Origin of the sequence: Mumia sp. ZJ1417 (genome assembly GCF_014127285.1) — a bacterium.
GTDB lineage: Bacteria > Actinomycetota > Actinomycetes > Propionibacteriales > Nocardioidaceae > Mumia.
In genome coordinates, this window is record NZ_CP059901.1 from 942,258 (window position 1) to 960,605 (window position 18,348).

At 69.2% G+C, this 18,348-nt stretch carries 16 protein-coding genes and 1 pseudogene; 11 read left to right on the top strand and 6 right to left on the bottom strand.

Translation table 11 applies throughout. From position 1 onward, the window contains the following. Positions 1 to 13 precede the first annotated feature (13 nt). The 10 genes from H4N58_RS04530 (at position 14) to H4N58_RS04575 (ending at position 10,477) form a co-directional block, all read left to right on the top strand. Positions 14 to 505 (top strand): DUF3592 domain-containing protein, encoded by a 492-nt coding sequence (locus H4N58_RS04530; protein WP_167248872.1) that lies wholly within the window; start codon positions 14 to 16, stop codon positions 503 to 505. Positions 506 to 782: 277 nt separating this feature from the next. Then, on the top strand, positions 783 to 2,099 hold the full coding sequence (locus tag H4N58_RS04535) for a PhoH family protein (RefSeq protein ID WP_167001818.1): 1,317 nt from the start codon (positions 783 to 785) through the stop codon (positions 2,097 to 2,099). 97 nt (positions 2,100 to 2,196) lie between these two features. Further along, the gene (locus H4N58_RS04540; RefSeq protein WP_167248870.1) at positions 2,197 to 3,519 is read left to right on the top strand and encodes an extracellular solute-binding protein; all 1,323 of its coding nucleotides are present in this window, start codon (positions 2,197 to 2,199) and stop codon (positions 3,517 to 3,519) included. A gap of 31 nt (positions 3,520 to 3,550) precedes the next feature. Continuing rightward, a complete protein-coding gene (locus H4N58_RS04545; RefSeq protein WP_167001822.1) occupies positions 3,551 to 4,486 on the top strand; it encodes a carbohydrate ABC transporter permease in 936 nt (311 codons plus the stop codon). Between the two features lies 1 nt (position 4,487). After that, the gene (locus H4N58_RS04550; RefSeq protein ID WP_167248868.1) at positions 4,488 to 5,486 is read left to right on the top strand and encodes a carbohydrate ABC transporter permease; all 999 of its coding nucleotides are present in this window, start codon (positions 4,488 to 4,490) and stop codon (positions 5,484 to 5,486) included. A 3-nt stretch (positions 5,487 to 5,489) separates the two neighbouring features. Beyond that, on the top strand, positions 5,490 to 6,731 hold the full coding sequence (locus H4N58_RS04555) for an ABC transporter ATP-binding protein (RefSeq protein ID WP_167001826.1): 1,242 nt from the start codon (positions 5,490 to 5,492) through the stop codon (positions 6,729 to 6,731). Between the two features lie 162 nt (positions 6,732 to 6,893). After that, positions 6,894 to 7,604: a lytic transglycosylase domain-containing protein gene (locus tag H4N58_RS04560; RefSeq protein ID WP_167248866.1), complete on the top strand. Its 711-nt coding sequence runs from the start codon at positions 6,894 to 6,896 to the stop codon at positions 7,602 to 7,604. Positions 7,605 to 7,682: 78 nt separating this feature from the next. After that, positions 7,683 to 8,585, top strand: a complete 903-nt coding sequence (locus tag H4N58_RS04565; RefSeq protein ID WP_167248864.1) for an esterase family protein — start codon at positions 7,683 to 7,685, stop codon at positions 8,583 to 8,585. After that, the gene (locus H4N58_RS04570; protein WP_167001831.1) at positions 8,582 to 9,997 is read left to right on the top strand and encodes a DUF2079 domain-containing protein; all 1,416 of its coding nucleotides are present in this window, start codon (positions 8,582 to 8,584) and stop codon (positions 9,995 to 9,997) included. The genes H4N58_RS04565 and H4N58_RS04570 overlap by 4 nt, the downstream gene beginning before the upstream one ends. Positions 9,998 to 10,096: 99 nt before the next feature. Continuing rightward, complete coding sequence (locus H4N58_RS04575) at positions 10,097 to 10,477, top strand: hypothetical protein (RefSeq protein ID WP_167001833.1); 381 nt, start codon at positions 10,097 to 10,099, stop codon at positions 10,475 to 10,477. Between the two features lie 19 nt (positions 10,478 to 10,496). Here H4N58_RS04575 and H4N58_RS04580 read toward each other — a convergent pair whose 3' ends face one another. Genes H4N58_RS04580 through glpX form a run of 5 tightly spaced genes read right to left on the bottom strand, consistent with a single transcriptional unit; the run spans position 10,497 to position 15,405 of the window. Continuing rightward, entirely contained in the window at positions 10,497 to 11,891 is a 1,395-nt protein-coding gene (locus H4N58_RS04580) for an aspartate ammonia-lyase (protein ID WP_167248863.1), read from the bottom strand. Positions 11,892 to 11,919: 28 nt separating this feature from the next. Continuing rightward, positions 11,920 to 12,558 (bottom strand): spermidine synthase, encoded by a 639-nt coding sequence (locus tag H4N58_RS04585; protein WP_167001837.1) that lies wholly within the window; start codon positions 12,556 to 12,558, stop codon positions 11,920 to 11,922. Continuing rightward, entirely contained in the window at positions 12,542 to 13,441 is a 900-nt protein-coding gene (locus H4N58_RS04590) for an alpha/beta fold hydrolase (RefSeq protein ID WP_243842894.1), read from the bottom strand. Before H4N58_RS04590 ends, H4N58_RS04585 begins: the two co-directional genes overlap by 17 nt. After that, positions 13,438 to 14,355, bottom strand: a complete 918-nt coding sequence (locus tag H4N58_RS04595; RefSeq protein WP_208322274.1) for a carbohydrate kinase — start codon at positions 14,353 to 14,355, stop codon at positions 13,438 to 13,440. Before H4N58_RS04595 ends, H4N58_RS04590 begins: the two co-directional genes overlap by 4 nt. A 12-nt stretch (positions 14,356 to 14,367) precedes the next feature. Beyond that, complete coding sequence (glpX, locus tag H4N58_RS04600; RefSeq protein ID WP_139087654.1) at positions 14,368 to 15,405, bottom strand: class II fructose-bisphosphatase; 1,038 nt, start codon at positions 15,403 to 15,405, stop codon at positions 14,368 to 14,370. Positions 15,406 to 16,734: 1,329 nt separating this feature from the next. Between glpX and H4N58_RS20900 the strand changes: the two are divergent. Then, a pseudogene (locus H4N58_RS20900) lies at positions 16,735 to 17,382 on the top strand (DNRLRE domain-containing protein); the annotation flags it as partial. Between the two features lie 311 nt (positions 17,383 to 17,693). On the opposite strand, the gene H4N58_RS20555 reads toward H4N58_RS20900, so the two are convergent. Beyond that, positions 17,694 to 18,140 (bottom strand): hypothetical protein, encoded by a 447-nt coding sequence (locus tag H4N58_RS20555; RefSeq protein ID WP_243845016.1) that lies wholly within the window; start codon positions 18,138 to 18,140, stop codon positions 17,694 to 17,696. Positions 18,141 to 18,348: the final 208 nt, after the last annotated feature.

Sequence of the window (18,348 nt, forward strand, 5' to 3'; positions counted from 1 at the left end):
GCGGTCAGGGGGCGTGCTGGTTGTCCTCGGTGTGCTCGGCGGTCTCGTCTTCTGGCTCAGCACGAGCAGCTCGTCGGTGGAGATCGCCAACCGGGACGCCGACGACTTCGCGCGGCTGCGGGCGGGTGACGGTGTCACCGCGACCGGCACCATGACGGGGACGCAGGAGCGCCAGCAGGCAGCCCGCCGACGCATGGTGACCGTCCAGTGCGCCGTCTACACCTACCCGGACGGGGAGCGGAGCCGCCGGCTGACCAGCGGCTGCGCACGAAACCCCGACGACCTCCCCGACCTCGGCTCGACGGTGCCCGTGATCTTCGACCCCACCGGCCACACCGCGTTCGTGAACACCGACGAGACGGCGGCCCGCCTGGACCGCGCCCGTACCCGCGCCCCCTGGTATCAGTGGGGTGGGCTCGCGCTCGCCGCACTCTCCACGTCCGTCCTGGTCTGGAGCCTCGTACGACGCCTCACCCGGCGCGCGTGCCGAGCCCCGACCGCGTAACCAGACGTTCATCGCTTCGGTGGCGTGTCGCAACAGAACACACGCGCGTCGGTCGTACGGTCGTCTCGTCGGCGGGCCCACATCCCACCGGCACCGGGAGGCCCGACCGTGCATCATCGATCGTTCGGAGCGCACGCCGTCACAGGCGTCGTCACGGCTTCGGTGCGCGCGGACGGAGGTGGTCCCGCCCCCGGGTCCGCCGCCCTCGTCCCGGCTCCATCTGCGAGAGAGTGAGCCGACGCGGGGATGCGCGTGGGCTCGTGACGAGGAGACAGTCGTGGCTGCAGACAGTGTGACCTCCGCTCAGCGCCGGACGTACGTGATCGACACCAGCGTGCTTCTCGCCGATCCCCGGGCGCTGACCCGCTTCGCCGAGCACGAGATCGTCGTCCCGATCGTCGTCATCAGCGAGCTCGAAGACAAGCGGGCGCATCCCGAGCTCGGCTACTTCGCGCGCGCTGCGCTGCGGCTCCTCGACGACCTCCGGGTCCGCCACGGCACCCTCGACAGCCCGCTGCTCGTCAACGACGAGGGGGGCACGGTCCGTGTCGAGCTCAACCACACCGACCCGGGCGCGCTTCCGTCGGGCTTTCGGCTCGGCGACAACGACACGCGGATCCTCTCGGTCGCCAAAAACCTGGCGGACGAGGGCAACGCCGTCACGCTCGTCTCCAAGGACCTGCCGATGCGGGTCAAGGCCTCGGCCGTCGGGCTCACGTCCGAGGAGTACCGCGCCGAGCTCGCGCTGGAGTCAGGCTGGACCGGCATGGCCGAGCTCGAGATCGCCGGCGCCGACGTGGACGTCCTGTACGAGGGCGGCTTCGTCGACCTCGAAGAGGCGCTGGACATGCCGTGCCACACCGGTCTGGTGCTGCTGTCCGAGCGGGGGAGCGCCCTCGGACGGGTCACTCCGGACAAGCGTGTGAAGCTCGTCCGCGGCGACCGTGAGGCGTTCGGGCTGCACGGCCGCTCGGCCGAGCAGCGAGTCGCTCTCGAGCTGCTGCTCGACCCCGAGATCGGGATCATCTCGATGGGTGGGCGCGCCGGTACGGGCAAGTCCGCGCTCGCGCTGTGCGCCGGTCTGGAGGCCGTGATGGAGCGGCGGATGCACAAGAAGGTCGTGGTATTCAGGCCGTTGTACGCCGTCGGCGGTCAGGACCTCGGCTACCTGCCGGGCTCCGAGGCCGAGAAGATGGGGCCGTGGGCACAGGCCGTGTTCGACACGCTCGGCGCCGTCACGTCCGGTGACCTCGTCGAGGAGGTTATCGACCGCGGGATGCTCGAGGTCCTCCCGCTGACCCACATCCGCGGCCGCTCGCTGCACGACGCCTTCGTGATCGTGGACGAGGCGCAGTCGCTCGAGCGCAACGTGCTGCTCACCGTCCTGTCGCGCATCGGGGCCAACTCGCGTGTCGTCCTCACCCACGACGTCGCCCAGCGCGACAACCTGCGGGTCGGACGGTACGACGGGGTGGTGGCCGTGGTCGAGAAGCTCAAGGGCCATCCGCTGTTCGCCCACGTCACGCTCACGCGGTCGGAGCGTTCGCCGGTCGCGGCGCTCGTCACGGAGATGCTCGAAGACCCCGCCTTGTAGCGCCGTGTCGGGCTGCACGAGTCCCACCGCTGTGGTTCAGTGTGAGAGGTCACGTACGTCAGGCGTCCCAGGACGCATCAACGGACGGGAGCAGTCGATGGGGACGAAGGCTGGGCGGCGGTTGGCGGCTGCCGTCGCCGTGGTCGGCACGGCAGCAGGACTGGCCGCGTGCGGCGGCGAGTCGAGCGGGGACACACCGACGCTCACCTGGTACATCAACCCGGACGTCTCTAACCTCGAGCCGTACGTCACGGGTGAGGACGGCAAGCAAGCTCCGGGTGGTCAGGCGTACCTCGCACTGAAGTGCAGCGAGGAGTCCGACGGCCTTTATGACATCAAGGTGGAGCTGCTGCCGAACGACGCGTCGCAGCAGCGCGAGCAGCTCGTCCGACGCCTCGCGGCAGAGGACACGTCGATCGACCTGATGAGCCTCGACCCGGCGTTCACCGCGGAGTTCGCCAATGCCGGCTTCCTTGAGACGATGCCCAAGGAGCAGCAGACCACCCTCTCGGAGGGCATGCTCGACGGCGCCGTCGCGGCGGCGACGTACGACGACAACCTGGTTGCGGTGCCGCTCTGGTCGAACACCCAGGTGCTTTGGTACAGGAAGTCCGTCGCCGAGAAGGCTGGGCTCGACATGACCCAGCCGGTGACCTGGGACCAGGTCATCGACGCCGCTGAGGAGACCCGCACCACCGTCAGCGTGCAGGCCAAGCGGTACGAGGGCTACTCGGTCTGGATCAACGCCCTCGTCTCGGGCGCGGGTGGTCAGATCGTCGAGGACCCCGAGGCGGGCAAGGACGCGAAGATCACCATCGACAGCCCTGCCGGCAAGGACGCTGCGGAGATCGTCTCCAAGCTCGGCAACTCGTCGGCCGCGCCGCCCGCGCTGTCGAACGCGGACGAGGGCGGCACGGTGGCATCGTTCTCGGCGGCCAACGGCGGGTTCCTCGTCAACTGGACGTACGTCTACTCCGATCCCAACGTCGCCCCGTTCAAGGATGACATCGGCTGGGCCCGCTACCCGCAGACCACCGACAGCGACGAGAGCCGACCGCCGTACGGCGGCATCAACATCGGTGTCTCCCGCTACGGCAAGCACCCCGAGCTCGCCTACGACGCTGCGGCGTGCCTGACCTCGCAGGAGAGCCAGAAGACCTACGCGATGGCGTCCGGCAACCAGCCGGCGCGGTCGGCGGTCTACGACGACCCGGAGATGCAGAAGGCGTTCCCGATGGCTGCCCTGTGGCGCGAGAGCATCGACGCCGCTGCGCCGCGGCCGCTGACGCCGTACTGGAGCGACATCAGCACTGCGCTCTACTCGAGCTGGCACCCGCCGTCGTCGGTCGATCCGGACACCACCCCTGCCGAGTCGCAGCAATACATCGAGGACGTCTTGCAGGGCAAGGCACTTCTGTGACGGGCGCGGCGGGAAGCAGGAGGCGATGACGATGGCGACCACGACCGACGAGCCGAAACACGCAGCCACGGAGCGGCGGACGAAGACCCGTACGCCCGAGAGCGCCGAGAACCGGCTCGGCTGGAAGCTTGCCGGCCCTGCCGTCGCGGTGATGCTGCTGGTGACCGCGTGGCCGATGCTGCGGGCCCTCTATCTCTCGCTGTTCAACTACCGGCTGACCGACCCCGACAACCGTGAGTTCGTCGGGATCTCCAACTATGGAGTGGTCCTGTCGGACTCGCTATGGTGGCGCGCGGTAGGAGTGGCGGTGTTCATCATGGTCGTCACTGTGGCCGTCGAGCTGGTGATCGGCTTCGGGTTCGCGATGGTGATGAACAACATCCTCGTCGCCCGCGGGATCGTCCGGGCGTCGATCCTCGTCCCGTACGGGATCATCACCGTCGTCTCGGCGTACGCGTGGCTGTACGCGTTCCAACCGACGACCGGGTTCGTCAACCAGTGGCTTCACCTGGACCCCGGCACCAACATGTTCGACGACTTCTGGGGGTCGATCTTCGTCATCTGCCTGGCCGAGATCTGGAAGACGACGCCGTTCGTGTCCCTGCTCCTGCTCGCCGGCCTCTCGCAGGTCCCGAACGACGCGATCGAGGCGGCGACCGTCGACGGCGCGACGTGGTGGCAGCGTCTCCGGAAGGTCATCCTGCCGTCGATGCGCGCCGCGATCATGGTCGCCGTGCTCTTCCGGGCGCTCGACGCCTACCGCATCTTCGACAGCCCGTTCATCATGACCGGCTTCGCGAACGGGACCGCTCCACCGTCGGGTCTGGTCTACAACGCGATGATCCAACGCGTCGAGCTCGGCCTCGGGTCGGCCATGTCCGTGCTGCTGTTCCTCTCCGTGCTGATCATCGCGTTCGGACTGATGAAGGTGTTCCGGGTGGACCTGAGCCAGGTGAGGGGAGACTGACATGTCACCGCGTCGCAAGGCCCGCGTGCTGTGGTCGCTGGTCGCGATCCTGATCGGGTTGCTCTTCGCCGGAGCCGGGCTGTGGCTCATCGAGCGGCCCGACCTGTGGCTGTGGCTGATCACCGGCACCGTCTTCGTGATCACCGGTGCGGTCGGGCTGCTGCTCGGTGAGAAGGCCCCGCAGATCTCGTGGGGATCGATCCTGGGCGCGGAGCTCATCGTGCTCTACACGCTGACTCCGGTGGTCTACCTCGTCTCGCTGTCCCTCAAGGGCGGCAACGCCGACGTCAACCAGGGCGGGTTCCTGCCGCACGACCCGGGGTTCGACAACTTCGAGACCGTCTTCAAGTTCGACCTGTTCCAGCACGCGCTGATCAACTCGTTTGGCATCTCGGTCATCGCGACGACGATCTCGGTGGTCCTGGCGACCTTCGCCGCGTACGCGATCGCGAGGCTGCGGTTCCGGGGCAAGAAGTTCGTGCTCTCGATGGCTCTGGCGATCGCGATGTTCCCGGTCGTCGCGCTAGTCGGCCCGTTGTTCGACATGTGGCGCGCGATCGGCATCTACGACACCTGGCTCGGCCTGATCATCCCCTACCTCTCTTTCACGCTCCCGATGTCGATCTGGGTCCTCTCGGCGTTCTTCCGCGAGATCCCGTGGGAGATGGAGCAAGCGGCCCAGGTCGACGGGGCGACGTCGTGGCAGGCCTTCCGCAAGGTCATCGTTCCTCTTGCGGCGCCCGGCGTCTTCACGGCCGCGATCATCACGTTCTTCTTCGCGTGGAACGACTTCGTGTTCGGCATATCCCTGACATCGACGACCCGAGCGATCCCCGTCCCGGCGTCGCTGGCGTTCTTCACCGGCGCGTCACAGTTCGACCAGCCGATCGCGGCGATCGCGGCGGCCTCGGTCGTCGTGACCGTCCCGATCTTCATCATCGTCCTCCTGTTCCAGCGCAAGATCGTCTCCGGCCTCACGTCCGGTGCAGTGAAGGGTTGACCCATGGCCACCATCGAGATGAAGAACATCGTCAAGCAGTACGGGGACAATGCTCCGGCCGTGCGCGACGTCAGCCTCGAGATCGCCGATGGCGAGTTCGTGATCCTCGTGGGTCCGTCCGGCTGCGGCAAGTCCACGCTGCTGCGGATGATCGTCGGGCTCGAGGAGATCACCTCCGGTGACATGCTCATCGACGGCAAGCGGGTCAACGACCTCCCGCCGCGCGATCGCAACCTCGCCATGGTGTTCCAGAACTACGCGCTCTATCCGCACCTGAACGTCTACGAGAACATCGCCTTCCCGTTGCGCCTGCACAAGGGCAGCTCCAACGAGGAGATCGACAAGAAGGTGCGCGATGCTGCAGAGACGCTGGAACTCACCGAGTTCCTCGAACGCAAGCCAGCGAACCTGTCCGGCGGCCAGCGTCAGCGCGTCGCGATGGGGCGAGCGATCGTCCGCGATGCCCAGGCGTTCCTCTTCGACGAGCCGCTGTCGAACCTCGACGCGAAGCTGCGCGGCCAGATGCGGACCGAGATCGCGCGGCTCCAGCGCAAGCTCGGCGTGACGACCGTCTACGTGACCCACGACCAGACCGAGGCGATGACGCTCGGCGACCGGGTCGCGCTGCTCAAAAAGGGCGTGCTGCAGCAGGTCGCGACGCCGCGTGAGCTCTACGAGAACCCGGTCAACCTGTTCGTTGCCGGCTTCATCGGGTCGCCGCCGATGAACATGCTCCCCGCCAGGCCGAAGGGCGACCAGCTCGAGCTGCCGTTCGTGTCGTTCACGATGCCGCCCGAGATGGCGGAGGCGACGAAGGGTCGCGAGCTGCTCATCGGCGGGATCCGGCCTGAGCACTTCACCGACGCCTCCGCATCGCGTGCTCCCGAAGGCGGAGTGCGCTTCACCGCCGGCGTGGACGTCGTCGAGTGGCTGGGCAACGAGCAGTACGCCTACATCCCGTTCGAGGCACCGCCGGAGGTCCGCACGACGCTGGACGAGCTGGCGAAGGACCTCGACGGCGAGAAGATGCAGCAGCAGATCGTCGTGACGCTCGAGCCCACCACCCGGATTCGTGAGGGCGATGATGCCGAGCTCGTGATGGACGTGAGGAAGCTCCACCTCTTCGATCCCGAGACCGGCGAGAATCTCATGCTGCGGCCGCAGGGCGGTGGCGACGGCGATGCCGGGGCCGCACGTCCTGCCTCCGCGGCGGGCGGGCACGCGGCGCCGACCGACGAGGGGTAGGCCGGGTCCACGCGCCCGCCCGTACGATTCTCAGGAAAGTCCGTTTGCGCAGGTCAGGGCCGCATCTGCGGGAGTTTAGGCGAGTTGTCCGGTTGATTACGGTTTGATCTCGTCGCACGCTGGGTAAATCCGCGTCCATTCCTTTCCCCCGGAGGACATAGCGTGTCATCCCCCTATACCCGTGCGCGCCGAAAAGCCGCACGGGCCCCGCTCGCGAGCCGTCTTCTGACTCGTGCGCGTACCCCGCGAGCCCGCATCGCGGTCACCCTGTCCGCGCTGGCGACGCTTGCGCTCGTCGGTGGTGCCGTCGCCGGAGCCACGGCGGCTCCACCCGAGGCCGAGGTGGCGTCTGTCCGCGGCCTCGAGGTGCTGAAGGGCGAGTCGTCCGGCGAGACCGGTGACCGCGCCGAGCCCCAGACCTCGCGCTCCGGCGAGCGGCCCGCGCCTACGCCGTCCGCCGCGGACGTCAAGAAGCAGAAGGCCGCAGAGCTCAAGAAGCAGAAGGCCGCGAAGGCCGCCAAGGCGGCACAGAAGCGCAAGGCCGAGAAGGCCAGGATCGCCAAGATGCAGGCCAAGAATCCCCGCAAGATCGCCAGGTCGATGCTCGCCGACTTCGGGTTCGGCCAGCGCCAGTTCTCGTGCCTCAACAGCCTGTGGGTCGGCGAGAGCAACTGGCGCTGGAACGCCGACAACCCGACGTCCAGCGCGTACGGCATCCCGCAGTCGCTGCCCGGGTCCAAGATGGCCTCGGCCGGCAAGGACTGGAAGGCCAACCCGGCCACGCAGATCGAGTGGGGCCTGGGCTACATCAAGGACGCGTACGGCACGCCGTGCTCGGCGCTGTCGTTCAAGCAAGGCAACGGCTGGTACTGACCAACCCGGGTCAGTATCTGGCGCCCCCGGGTCAGTGTTTCCGGTGACACTCTCGCCGCGGTGGACCACGATGTCGGTATGTCCCTCCCGACTGCCGGTCCGCCGGCGCATCCGATCACGCGCCGCAGACTCCTCGTCGGGCTCGGCGCCACGGTGGCGGTGACGGCGACCGGCGCGGGCGCGTTCGCGGTCGGCCGCGACGTCCTCGACGGGCCGGACGGCAAGGTACCCCGCGTCGAGGGCGGTGAGGTCATCGGAGGGTCGTTCGCTTCGAAGGCACGCCGTGGACGGTCGTGCGGATGGGCGATCGCGTGGCCACCGGGGCACCGCGAGAACCTTCCTGTCACCGTCGTCCTCCACGGCCGCGGCAACGATCATGCCTCGGCCTTCAGCAGCCGCTACCTCGGCCTGGACCGCTTCCTCGTCGCGGCGGTACGCGGCGGCGCGGCGCCGTTCGCCCTCGCGAGCGTCGACGGAGGCGAGTCGTACTGGCATCGCCGAGCCGACGGCGACGACGCCGCCGCGATGGTCATCGACGAGCTGCTGCCGCTCCTGGAGCGCCGCGGGCTGCGTACTGAGCGGATCGGGCTCGCCGGTTGGTCGATGGGCGGCTTCGGCGCGCTGCACCTCGCACGGACGCTCGGGCGCGGCCGCGTCGCCGGGGTCGCTGTGATGAGCCCGGCACTGTGGCGCTCGTACGACGACACCACGCCGGGTGCGTATGACGACGCGGCGGACTTCGCGCGCGTGAGCGTCATGAAGCGCCAACGCAGCCTCGCGGGAACCCGTCTGCGTGTTGACTGCGGGCGAGGCGACCCGTTCTACGACGCGACGCGAGACTTCGTCGAGGGCTTCGACACACGACCTGCGGGCGACTTCGAACGTGGCGGTCACGACGTCGGCTACTGGCGGAGGATGGCCCCGACCCAGCTGAGGTTCCTGGCGGCGGCTCATGCCGCGGCGGATAACGTGACGGCATGAGCGACCCGAGGACTGACGACGACCCCGGCGTGCGCAGGCGTGCCGGGATCTTCGGCATGGTCGGGCCCGCAGTGCTCGCCGTGCTGTGCGGCGGGGCGTACGCGACGTTGTCGCTGCTGCGCTTCGGCCGGTACGAGACGCCGTCATGGGACAACGCGATCTTCGAGCAGGCGATCGCCGCGTACTCGCGCCTCGAGGCGCCGATCGTCGACATCAAGGGCCCCGGCTACCACATCCTGGGCGACCACTTCTCGCCGATCACCGCGCTCGTGGCGCCGTTCTACCGGATGTTCCCCGACGGACGGACGCTGCTCGTCGCCCAGGCGGTGCTCGTCGCGCTGTCGGTCTGGGTGATCGCGCGCGGCGCCGTACGGCTGCTCGGCACGGCAGGTGGTCTCGCCGTCGGGCTCGCGTACGGGCTGTCGTTCGGCATCGCCTCGGCGGTGTGGGTCGACTTCCATGAGGTCGCGTTCGCCGCGCTGTTCCTCGCGCTCGCCGGCATCGCGTACGTCGAACGGCGCTGGCGAGCCGCGGCGCTGTGGTCCCTGCCGCTCTTGCTCGTCAAGGAGGACCTCGGCCTCACCGTGCTAGCGGTCGGCGTCGCCCTCGCGCTGTCGGGCGCCCGCAGGATCGGCCTGGCGACCGCCCTGGCCGGGCTCGGCGGCTTCCTGCTCACCCTGTTCGTGATCATCCCGGCGTTGAACCCCGGAGGCGGGTACGACTACGTCAGCGTCATCGGCGCGGGCGAGGAGGCTGGGCCAGGTCCGTGGGAGACGTTCTGGACGGGGTGGGACGCCAAGCTGCCCACGCTGATCGCGACCTTCGGGGTCACCGGCTTCCTCGCGCTGCGCTCGCCGTGGGTGCTCGTCGCGGGACCGACCCTGCTGTGGCGCTTCGTCGGCGACAATCCCTACTACTGGGGCACCGACTGGCACTACGGCCTGGTGCTCATGCCGATCGTCTTCGCGGCGATGCTCGACGCGATCGTGCGGCTGCGCGAGGGCGGTGCGCCGGCTTGGATGCGCCGCTACGCCACGCACGTCCCGGCAGTGGCCGCTGCCGTCGCGCTCGCGCTGGTCTCGCAGTTCCCGCTGGCCAAGCTCGCCGACGCGGCGACGTACGAGGCCAGCCCGCGTGCCGCCGCCGCGCGGGAGGTGCTCGACCTGGTCCCCGAGGGGGCGAGCGTCGAGACGGACATCGGACTCATCACCCACCTGTCGACGGGGCGGACGGTCTACTGGACCGGCACGGTCGGAGACACGGTGCCTGACTGGGTGGTGATCGACGCCTATGCCGGGTGGGGCCAGGCCGCGCCCGACGCCGTCGCGTACGCCGAGGTCCAGCACCCCGGGACGGAGTGGGAGCTCGCCCTCGACCGCGACGGCTACCAGGTCGCGCGCCGCATCTCCTGACGCTCCCGGGTCGGGTTCTGCGCCTCCCGGGTCGGGTTCTGCGCCTCCCGGGTCGGGTTCTGCGCCTCCCGGGTCGGCGCGCACGCCAGACTGTGCGGCATGCCCCGACCTCTCGTCCTCCTGCTCGGCGCTGCCCTCGGCACGTTCGCGACCCTGGCCGCCCTCCTGGTCGTACGGACGGTGATCGGGAGCACCAACCTCGGCGTCGACGAGCGGACCCTCGCCTGCGGGACCGAGTCGGGCCCGGCGCAGGTCTGTGTCGTACGGCGGGAGCGCACGGAGCTGCTGGTGGTCCCAGGCCTGCGGGAGATCACCGTCCGGCGTACGGGGATCCCTCGGATGCTCGTCGCTGATGACCCGTTCGGCTCCTCCGCGGACGATGCGCTGCACGTCGACCTCGCCGGCGGCGTCACGGTCCGCGGCCCCGCGTACGCCCTGCGCTGGGAAGCCGCCGAGGTCGACTCGCTCCTCACGGACTGAGGCCTCGGTACGAGTCAGATCATGGGTGCGTCATCGACAAGACGTCGAGCGCCGCGTCGAGCTCCTCGAGGGTGACCTTGCCGTCGTCCACGAAGCCCATGTCGAGCACCGTCTGGCGGATCGTCTTCTTCTCCTTGAGCGCCGTCTTGGCGACCTTGGCGGCGTTCTCGTAGCCGACGTACTTGTTGAGCGGCGTCACGATCGACGGCGACGACTCGGCGAGCTCGGCGCAGCGCTCCTCGTTGGCGACCGTGTCGGCGATGCACTTGTCGGCGAGGACGCGCGAGGAGTTGGCGAGCAGGCGGATCGACTCGAGCAGCGCCCGCGCCATCACCGGCATCTGCACATTGAGCTCGAAGGCACCCGACTGACCGGCGAACGTGATCGTGGTGTCGTTGCCGATCACCTGTGAGCACACCATGAGCACGGCCTCGGGGACGACCGGGTTGACCTTGCCCGGCATGATGCTCGAGCCCGGCTGCAGGTCCGGGAGCTGCAGCTCCCCGAGGCCCGTGCGCGGGCCGGAGCCCATCCACCGCAGGTCGTTGTTGATCTTGATGAGGCTGACCGCGATCGTACGGAGCTGGCCGGAGAGCTCGACGAGACCGTCGCGCGCGCCCTGCGCCTCGAAGTGATCGACCGCCTCCGTCAGCGGCAGACCGGTCTCCTCGCCGAGGATCGCGATGACGCGCTGCGGGAAGCCGGCCGGCGTGTTGATGCCGGTGCCGACCGCCGTACCACCGAGCGGGACCTCCGCGACGCGGGGGAGCGCCGACCGGACGCGCTCGATGCCGCGACGGATCTGCGCCGCGTACCCGGCGAACTCCTGGCCGAGGGTCACCGGCGTCGCGTCCATGAGGTGCGTGCGGCCGGACTTCACGATCGCGGCCCACTCCGAGGCCTTCGCCTCGAACGCGGCCGCGAGGTGGTCGAGGCCCGGGATCAGGTCGTTCGTCGCGGCCTCGGTGGCGGCGACGTGGATCGACGTCGGGAAGGTGTCGTTGGACGACTGCGACGCGTTGACGTGGTCGTTCGGGTGGACGTCGCGACCCAGGCTGCGGGTCGCGAGCGTCGAGATGACCTCGTTCATGTTCATGTTGCTCGACGTGCCGGACCCGGTCTGGAAGACGTCGATCGGGAACTGGTCATCGTGCTTGCCGTCGGCCACCTCCTGCGCGGCGGCGATGATGGCGTCGGCGACGTCCTGGTCGATGACGCCGAGCTCGGCGTTCGCCTTGGCGCAGGCCAGCTTCACCAGCGCGATCGCGCGGATGTGCTGCGGCTCCAGAGTGCTGCCGGAGATCGGGAAGTTCTCGACGGCGCGCTGCGTCTGGGCCTTGTAGAGCGCGTTGGCGGGCACCTTGACCTCGCCCATGGTGTCGCGCTCGATGCGGTACTCGGTCTCAGTGCTCATGGGCCGAGATTATCCGTACGGCATGGGCTCAACGGCGGGGGACCCGCCCCCGCAGCAGCCAGTACGCCTCTTCGCGTCCCTGCAGCCGTACGGGGACCCGCTCGGCATACACGTGGGCGAAGGAGGCGGTCAGCGCCTCGCGCACCGGAGCGGAGTCGTCCATCGACCAGATGCATAGCTCGCCGCGCTCGCGCAGGCGCGCCGCGCAGGTCGCCACGAACGGCGCCTCGTACACGGCGGCGTTGGTGTCGTGAACGAGGAAGTTGGGCCCGTTGTCGACGTCGAGCAGGATCACGTCCACGCTCCGCTCGGGCAACGCGGCCACCACGGCCTGGACGTCGTCGACGCGCAGGGCGACCCGGCGGTCCTCGAGCAGGTCGGCGCCCGGCAGCGTGCCCTCGCGCATGAACGCGGGGATCGCGGACTCCAGCTCGGCGACGGTGACCTGCTTGACGCGGCGGTCGGTGAGGATCTCGCGGAGCGTGAAGCCCATGCCGAGCCCGCCCACGACGACGTGCCTGGGGTCGGCGCACCCGGCGAGCGCGGCGCGGGCCAGGAGGCGCTCCGAGGTGGTCTCGACGTCGTCCATGACGAACACGCCGTTGACCCGCAGCTCGAGCGCGCCGTCCTCGCGTCGCCGGACGACCGCGTCACCGCGTGTGTGCATGGGACCTCCGTGCGTTGCGGGCGATGGCGGTGGCGAAGAGACCTTCGAGCGCCACCGGGATCTCGTGCCCCATCCCGGGGACCATCAGGAGCATCGCACCCGGTACGGCGGCCGCGGTCGCGCGGCCCCCTGACGGGTCGACCATCCGGTCGGCGCCCCCGTGGATCACGAGCGTCGGCACACGGACGTCGCCGAGGGCGTGGGTGCGGTCGGGCTGGGTCAACACCGCGAGCATGTGCCGCATCGTGCCCTGGATCGACCAGCCGCGTCCGTACGTCTCATGGGCGCGCTCCTCGACCGCAGCGGGCGGCAGGCCGTAGAGGCGGCTCGAGATCGCCCGCGCGCTGCGCATCGACTGGCGGACGTAGCCGTCCTCGCCCACGCCGCCGGTCGCGAGCAGCATGCCGGCGAGTCGGGGGTGCTGCCACCCGACCGTGCGGCGGCCCGTCGTCGACATGATCGACGTCAGGGAGAGGACGCGGTCCGGGTGCTCGATCGCCATCGTCTGCGCGACCATCCCACCCATCGACTGACCGACGACGTGCGCGGCGTCGATGCCGAGCGCGTCCAGCAGCCCCACGGCGTCGTCCGCGAGGTCGGACAACGTGTACGGCACGTGGCGGCGCGACCCCGCAGCCGTGGCCGCGACCTGCCGGCGGGTCACCGGTCGGTCGTCGAGACGCGTCGAGCGCCCGGTGTCACGGTTGTCGTACCGGATCACGTGGAATCCCCGGGCCGCCAACTCCTCGCAGAACTCGGTCCGCCACCAGTTCATCGGGCATCCCAGTCCCATGATCAGGAGCAGGGCGGGATCGTGAGCGTCACCGAAGGTCTCGTACGCGAGGGTGATCCCGCTGTCGAGGGTGGCGAGGCGTTCGGTCACGCCTCCATCGTAGGCAGCAGCTCCCGCCGCCACGGGGGATCGGCGCCCGGCCGCGAGCAGGTGATCGCTGCCGCGCGGGCCGCGAGCGTCCCGAGCCACGTGAGGGCGTCGGCGTCGTACGAGGGCCGTCCGAGCCACTCGCGGACGGCGAGGCCCGCGAGCAGCGCCGCCATGAAGGAGTCGCCGGCGCCGATCGTGTCGGCGACCGTGACCGGCGGTGCGGCGAGCTCCACGCAGACGTCGCCGCTGGTCAACCGAGCCCCGGCACCGCCACGGGTGAGCACCACGAGCCGTGGCCCGGAAGCCGCGATCTCGTCGGCGTAGACGGACGGCTCGAGGTCCGGACGCAGCGTGCGCGCATCCTCGTCGCTCAGCTTCACGAACGACGCGCGGGCGACGATCCGGTCGACCCGGCGCCGTACGTCGGTGAGGTCCGGGGTGATCGCGGGGCGGACGTTCGGGTCGTACGAGACCGCGACGCCTGCCGCGTACGCCTCGTCGACGAGACGACCGACCGCGTCGGCACCCGGCAGCAGCGTCGCGCCGATCGAGCCCACGTGGACGAGGTCGAAGTCGCTCGCGCTCGGCATCTCGGTCGGGTCCCACGCGAGGTCGAACCGGTACGAGGCCACACCGTCGGCGTCGAGCCGCGCCTGAGCCAGAGACGTGTCTCCGTGGTGAGGCGGGAGCGAGCGGAGGTCGACGTCAGAGGCGTCGACGTGGTCGCGGATCAGCTCGCCGTACTCGTCGTCGTCGCCGACCTGCGCCGCGAGCGTCGTGAGCACGTCGAGCCGGGCCAGCCCCACCGCGACGTTGAGCGGCGAACCGCCCGGACGTGCCTCGACGAGGCCCGTCGGGCTCTCGGTGAGGTCGACCAGCGCCTCGCCGACGACCAGCGTCCGGGCTGTGGGCACGGGCATCGCGTGTCAGCCGTCGTAGTCGATCGCGGCGTACGCCCTGAGCTTCTCCATGCGGTGCTCGGAGATGATCTTGCGGTACGTGCCGGAGCGCGAGCGCATCACGAGCGACTCCGTGACGGCGATGCCCGAGCCGTAGCGGACCCCGTTCATCAGCTCGCCGTCGGTGATGCCGGTCGCGACGAAGAAGCAGTCGTCGCCCTTCACGAGGTCGTCCGTGCCGAGCACGGCATCGACGTCGAGCCCGGCGTCGACGGCCTTCTGGCGCTCCTCGTCGTCGGTCGGCCAGAGCTTGCCCTGGATCGCACCGCCGAGGGCCTTCATCGCGCAGGCGCTGATGATCCCCTCCGGCGTGCCGCCGACGCCGGCGAGGATGTCGACGCCGGTGCCAGGGCGTGCCGCGTAGATCGAGCCCGCGACGTCGCCATCGGAGATGAACTTGATGCGGGCGCCGGTCGCGCGGATCTCGTCGACGAGCTGCGAGTGACGCGGTCGGTCGAGGACGCAGACCGTGACCGACGAGACGGAGAGGTTCTTGGCCTTGGCGACCAGCCGGATGTTCTCTGAGATCGGGAGGCGGATGTCGATGACGTCGGCGGCCTCGGGGCCCACGGCGAGCTTGTCCATGTAGAAGACGGCGGACGGGTCGAACATCGCCCCACGAGGCGCGACCGCGAGCACGGACACGGCGCCGGGCATGCCCTTGGCGGTCAGGGTGGTGCCGTCGATCGGGTCGACGGCGACGTCGGCAGCCGGACCGGTGCCGTCACCGACCTGCTCGCCGTTGAAGAGCATCGGCGCGTTGTCCTTCTCGCCCTCGCCGATGACGACGACGCCGCTCATGCCGACGGTGTTGATCAGCGACCGCATCGCGTTCACCGCGACACCGTCCGCGCCGTTCTTGTCTCCCCGCCCGACCCAGCGTCCAGCAGCCATAGCCGCAGCCTCGGTGACCCGGACGAGGTCCAGGGCGAGGTTGCGGTCGGGTGCCTCCGCGGCGGGGGTGAGTGGGCCTGGCAGCTTCGATCCGTGCGCGCTGGCGGTCATGGCCGCATCTTACGTCCGGGGCGCCGCGCGGCCGGGGGCGGCATTTTCGCGGACCGCACCACAATTGCCGCCGGTGCTCGCTGGCGGCACTGGCTGGCGGCGCAGCGGTGCGGCTGTCAGGAGGGCGACCATCTGATTGACTCTTGGGTCTTCGGGTCGGTGCTCTCTTCTGGATCGTCGCGTCGAGAGGTTGGTGCGAGCGAGCGTGGTCGACGCGATAAGACGATCCCCTGGCCGGGGGTGTTCCACGCGAATGCTGCATGCGCGATCGTCTTTCGCAGCCACCGTCCCCGTGGAGCGCTTGAGCGGACGGTGGCGCGCCGTCACTGCTCTTGTCGGCATGGGCCCGCATTCGCGATCGCGGTCTGGGCGTTCGCTCGCTCTCCGGTGAGTTGACCTTCATCAGGAGTCGAACGTCGCTCGCGGAGCAGTTTGGTCCACAACGTGCCGACGAGTCTGGAAAGGGCGCCTCGGGTTATCACGGGTTGGTCACGTTCCGGCAGATGGAGTGGTGTTCCACTGTAGCGGCCCGCGAGATTTGCGGCTGTGATGCTGCCGTCGGGGTAGCGAATGATGCGGCAGGTTGTACCTGATGTCGTTGGTCGTCGTTGGTCGTCGTTGGTCGTCGCGGTTGTGACTCTGGCGCTGGTTGCAGGACTGCTGGCGGGGTCGCCAGCGGCGGCTGAGCCTTCGGCTCCAGCGGACCCACCACCAGCGAAGGCTGCGTCGGATTCGGACGGCGACGGCGTGACGGAGCGTCCGGATGCGGTGTCGGCGGCGGTCACCGCCCGGCTTACTGGCGAACCGGTGGAGGACCTGTCCGCTCGTACCGAGTCAGCGCAGGTGTTTGCGAACCCGGATGGAACGTGGACGTCGGAGACGGCGTCGGGGCCTGTCCGCGTCGCCGACGACGCCGGGGCATGGCGCGTCATCGACACGGACGTGGTCGCGACCGCCGACAATGAGGGTTTGGCGGCGCGGTATGCGTCGGCGGATGTGGTGTTCTCCGACGGCGGGGACAAGACGTTCGCGACGGTGACCGACAAGGACGGCAACCGGTCGTCGTTCGGGTGGCCGACGGTGCTGCCGAAACCGGTCGTGGACGGCAACATCGTTACCTATCCCGGCGCGGTCGAGAACGGCGATCTTGTGGTGACGGCCTTGCCGACGGGGTTCTCGCACTCGGTTGTGCTGCGTGAGGCACCGACGGGTCCGTTGGAGATCCCGATCCCGCTGGAGACCCCGGAGGGTGAGCTGATTGAGAAGGCCAACGGGTCGCTGGTGCTGAAGGCGGACGGCAAGAAGGTGGTCACCGCCCCGCAGCCGCTGATGTGGGATGCCACTGAAGGCCACGACGGGCTCCCGGCGAATGTCGAGCCGGTCGAGACCGCCGTTGAGACCAGCGGCAGCGGTGCCAAGGAGAAGCAGACGCTGGTGCTGTCGCCCGACGAGGCGTGGCTGTCCGACCCGGCGACCCAGTATCCGGTCACGGTGGACCCGTCCTACACCAGCTACGCCAACGGCGACTCCTGGGTCCAGAACGCCGACTACACCACCAGCCAAGGCGGCTCGAGCGAGCTTCGGGCGGGCACGTACGACGCCGGCGGTCACAAGGCGCGCTCGTTCGTGAAGTTCATCGGCATGCTGGCAGACAACGGCGGGTCCGGTCAGGACATCGTCTCGGCGACGTTCAAGATGCGGAACTGGTACTCCGGCTCGTGCACAGCTTCGGCCATCCGGATCAGCCGCATCACCGAGACCTGGTCAGTCCCAGATTTGACCTGGGCGAACCAACCGACGGTCACCTCAACCGGCTCGAGTACGTTCTCGCCCGCCTACGGCTACTCAGCATCGTGTGTCGCCGACGGCAGCCAGGCGACCTGGGATGCAACCGCGATCGTCCAGGCGTGGGCCAACGGGTCTACCAACTGGGGCATCCGGGTCGCCGCCGACAACGAGGCCAGCAACTACACCTGGCGCAAGTACCGCTCCAGCGAGCACTCTAACCCCGATACGCGCCCACGGATGGCGGTTACCTACAACTCATACCCAAACACGGCCGGAACTCCTTCGGTCACGACCTCGCCTGCAAGCTCGTCCGGGTACTCGGTACTGCTCACTCCGACCCTTCGGTCCACGGTGGCGGACCCCAACGGTGGCAACGTGCGGGGTATCTTCGAGGTCTACCAAGGAGCAACACTCAAGTGGACCGGGACGTCCGCCTACGTCGCGTCTGGTTCGAGCGCATCTGTGACGGTCCCGGCCGGGACACTCGCTCACGGCGTCGCCTACTCGGTAAAGGTGCGCGCCAACGACGGAAGTCTGAGCTCGAAGGCATACTCGGCCTCGACGGCTTTCACGACCGACACCGCGAAGCCCGCGGTAGCGATAACCGCATCGGCTTTCACAAATGGGCAATGGCGGCAGGACACGCCGTCGTCGAACGTGTTTACGCTAACAGGTGCCAGCGATACTGCATCGTTCGCGTACACATTAGACGGCGTGTCCAAGCCTCGGTTGTCTGCGGGAACGGGCGGCGCCGCATCGCTGGCGTGGCTTCCCGGGAAGGGCTCCCACAAGCTGACGGTGACCCCGACTGACAAGGCCGGCAATGTCGGATCGACGGCAACCTTTACCTTCGGGTACGGCGGCGCGTCGTTCCTTGCACCCAGCAGTTCCACTCGCTCGACAGCGATGTTCGCCGTGCAGGTGTCTGGTCCCCCGAATGCCACCACAGCGGCACTGTCGTGGCGCTACTCGGGGCAAACCGCGTGGCATCCGGTCCAGGGACTCGCCGACGATGGTGAGCCGTGGCTGGGAACGGTCACGAACGCCAGCGACGGATCGGCGTCGACCTCACCTGCGCTTCTGTGGGACGCAACGGCGCAGGAAGACCCCGCAAGCGCTGCGGTGCCGAAGGCGGCGATCAAGGCGCCTGCCCTG

Coding starts and splice junctions, on each gene's coding strand:
- H4N58_RS04540 (WP_167248870.1), top strand. CDS start 2,197: ATGGGGACGAAGGCTGGGCGGCGGTTGGCGGCTGCCGTCGCCGTGGTC.
- H4N58_RS04545 (WP_167001822.1), top strand. CDS start 3,551: ATGGCGACCACGACCGACGAGCCGAAACACGCAGCCACGGAGCGGCGG.
- H4N58_RS04550 (WP_167248868.1), top strand. CDS start 4,488: ATGTCACCGCGTCGCAAGGCCCGCGTGCTGTGGTCGCTGGTCGCGATC.
- H4N58_RS04555 (WP_167001826.1), top strand. CDS start 5,490: ATGGCCACCATCGAGATGAAGAACATCGTCAAGCAGTACGGGGACAAT.
- H4N58_RS04565 (WP_167248864.1), top strand. CDS start 7,683: ATGTCCCTCCCGACTGCCGGTCCGCCGGCGCATCCGATCACGCGCCGC.
- H4N58_RS04570 (WP_167001831.1), top strand. CDS start 8,582: ATGAGCGACCCGAGGACTGACGACGACCCCGGCGTGCGCAGGCGTGCC.
- H4N58_RS04575 (WP_167001833.1), top strand. CDS start 10,097: ATGCCCCGACCTCTCGTCCTCCTGCTCGGCGCTGCCCTCGGCACGTTC.
- H4N58_RS04580 (WP_167248863.1), bottom strand. CDS start 11,891: ATGAGCACTGAGACCGAGTACCGCATCGAGCGCGACACCATGGGCGAG.
- H4N58_RS04585 (WP_167001837.1), bottom strand. CDS start 12,558: ATGCACACACGCGGTGACGCGGTCGTCCGGCGACGCGAGGACGGCGCG.
- glpX (WP_139087654.1), bottom strand. CDS start 15,405: ATGACCGCCAGCGCGCACGGATCGAAGCTGCCAGGCCCACTCACCCCC.